We start from the raw sequence: 2,627 nt of genomic DNA, 5'->3' as shown, positions 1-2,627 counted from the left end.
CCCCGGCGGTCGGTCAAATTCCTCCGGGTATGGTCACTTCAAATTCCCCCACCTGACGATCGCCGGCTAGCGGCCTGAGCCGGCAGTCGGCCGCGATCGGCGTAGCAGGACGTTTATTTTTGTCTCCTTCGAACAAGAAGAAGGGGATGGGGAGTTGAACGTCTTGAAGCCGCACCTGCAAAGCACCGTATTCACGTTACTCGAGCGCAACAAGAGCCAGCGAGAGATCGAGCGGCTGACGGGAATCGACCGCAAGACGATCCGCCGCTACCAGGCGATCTTCGAGGCCCGTCAGTCCGCGAACGCAAATTCCCCCAGGGTGACCACCGGCTGCGAACCGGCGGTCGCGCAAATTCCCCCACCGCCGCGACCACCGGCTATCGACGCCGCCGCGCCGGCCGCCACCTTCAATTTCGCGCGCTCGGCGTGCGAACCGTATCGCGACTGGATCGAACAGCAGGTGCGCCTGAAGCGCAACGCCCAGGCGATCTATCAGGACCTGGTCGACCAGTACGGCTTCACCGCCAGCTACGAGAGCGTCAAGCGTTTCGTGCGTGCCTTGCGTCACATCGATCCCGAACAGTTCGACCGTCTCGAGTTCGCCCCCGGCGAGGAAGCCCAGGTCGATTACGGCGAAGGCGCACTGACCCGCGATCCGAAGACCGGCCGATATCGGCGCCCGCGGCTGTTCGTGATGACCTTGCGATATTCGCGACGCAGCTTCCGGCGCGTGGTCTGGAAGTCCAGCAAGCAGGTCTGGGCGCAGCTTCATGAAGAAGCCTTCCGCTACTTCGGTGGCGCCGTCAGCTACGTCGTCCTGGACAACCTCCGGGAAGGCGTCATCACGCCCGATCTGTACGAACCCGAGATCAACCGGCTCTATGGCGCGATGCTCGAGCATTACGGCGTCGTCGCCGATCCGGCTCGCGTGCGGGACCCGAATCGCAAGGGGACCGTAGAGAACGCGATCCAGCATACGCAGGGTACCGCGCTCGCCGGCCGGCGTTTCGAGTCGCTCGAGGCCCAGAACGAATTCCTGATGCACTGGGAGGAGAACTGGGCGGCCAAACGCATCCACGGCAGCACGCGGCGGCAGGTCGAGGCGATGTTCCAGGAAGAGAAGCCAAGCCTGAGACCGTTGCCGCTCACTGGCTTCCGCTACTTCACCGAGGTCGTGCGTACCGTCTGGGACGACACCACCGTCAGCGTCGATCGCAGCAATTATGCGGCGCGGCCCGCGCCGATTGGCAGTCTCGTCTCGGTGCGCCTCTACGATTCCACCATCGAGATCCGGGACCGCCGCACACAGGCACTGCTGCGCACCCATCCTCGTGCCCTGCAAGCCGGTTCCCTTGAGTTGCCACAGGACGAGCGCCCGTTCAATCCGTCCCGCCAGACCGCCTTGCTGCTCGCGAGCGCCGGCGACATCGGGCCACAGACGAAGGCGCTATGCCAGCACATGTTCGACGCCGAAGGTCGTGTTGGCCAGCGCGCCATGTGGGGCATCGTCGGACTGGCGAAGAAGTATCCCGCCCGGCTCGTGGAACAGGCCTGCGATCACGCGTTGCGTAACCATGTCTACCGCTACAAACAGGTGCGCGCGATCGTCGAGCGACTGTTCGAGCAGGCCCTCGAGCGCCTCGACCAGGCGCCACAGCTCGCGCTGCCCCTCACACAGGATCACCCCCTGATCCGTCCGCCCGCCGAGTACGGCGAACTCTTTAGCCTCGGCGCGCAGCACGGCGTCGATTCCCAACCTCCAACCGGAGAAACCCAGGCATGACCATGACCGTACCCGAAATCGAACGCGCCCTCAGTCAACTGCGCCTATCTGGCGTGCGCGACACGCTGGAGACCCGCATCCTGCAGGCCCAAGGCACCAACCAGCCGTTCCTCGAGACCTTCGCGCTGATCCTGCAGGACGAACTGGATCGCCGCCAGTCTCGGCTCATCGAGCGCCGCTACCAGCAATCCGGCCTCGAAGAGAAGCTTACGCTCGCCGAATTCGACTGGTCCTTCAACCCGAAACTGCCTCGCCAGGCCTGCTTCCAGCTGCACGCGCTGAAGTTCATCGCCGCCGGCGAGAACGCGCTGATCATCGGCAAACCGGGCACCGGCAAATCGCACGTTGCGAAGGCCGTTGCCTACCAGGCCGTGCTGCAAGGCCACAAGGTGCAGTATCTCGAGACCGATGACTTCTTTAACCGTTACGCCCTGAGCCCGGCCGCCCAGCGTGAAACCCGGCTGCGAGCCATCCTCGATTGCGATCTGCTCGTGCTGGATGACCTGTTCCTGTCGCGCACGATTCCCGATGACGCCGGCGCCTTACTGCAAACACTGATCCACCAACGCTACAAGCTGCATCGCAGCGTCGTCGTCACCTCCAACCGCGTCGTGCAGGATTGGGGGGCCTACCTCGGCGATAACACGATGAGCACCACGATCCTCGACAGACTAATGCATCACTGCCATCTGCTCGAGTTCGACGGCCGCAGCTATCGCCTCAAGGAAGCCGCCGAAACGCTTGCGCGCAAAACGAAAGCGAGCTAAAAACCCACTTCATCCTGCTTCCCGGGTGGGGGAATTTACACGACCACATGTGGGGGAGTTTCAACTGACCGTCCGGG

General features: G+C 63.5%; 2 protein-coding genes. Both read left to right on the top strand.

Going from position 1 to position 2,627, the window contains the following annotated elements:
• The first annotated feature begins 115 nt into the window (after positions 1-115).
• Positions 116-1,783 carry an IS21 family transposase gene (gene istA / locus ACV22Z_RS35575; protein WP_448080921.1) on the top strand — a complete coding sequence of 556 codons (1,668 nt, stop codon included), beginning with the start codon at positions 116-118 and terminating at the stop codon, positions 1,781-1,783.
• Positions 1,780-2,550, top strand: coding sequence for an IS21-like element helper ATPase IstB (gene istB, locus ACV22Z_RS35570; RefSeq protein ID WP_448080920.1), 771 nt, complete (start codon positions 1,780-1,782; stop codon positions 2,548-2,550). The genes istA and istB overlap by 4 nt, the downstream gene beginning before the upstream one ends.
• Positions 2,551-2,627 lie beyond the last annotated feature (77 nt).

Source organism: Burkholderia sp. PU8-34 (assembly GCF_053427725.1).
Note: the sequence above shows the minus strand (reverse complement) of the source record. Positions and strands in the feature narration are given on the sequence as shown.

Coding starts and splice junctions, on each gene's coding strand:
- istB (WP_448080920.1), top strand. CDS start 1,780: ATGACCATGACCGTACCCGAAATCGAACGCGCCCTCAGTCAACTGCGC.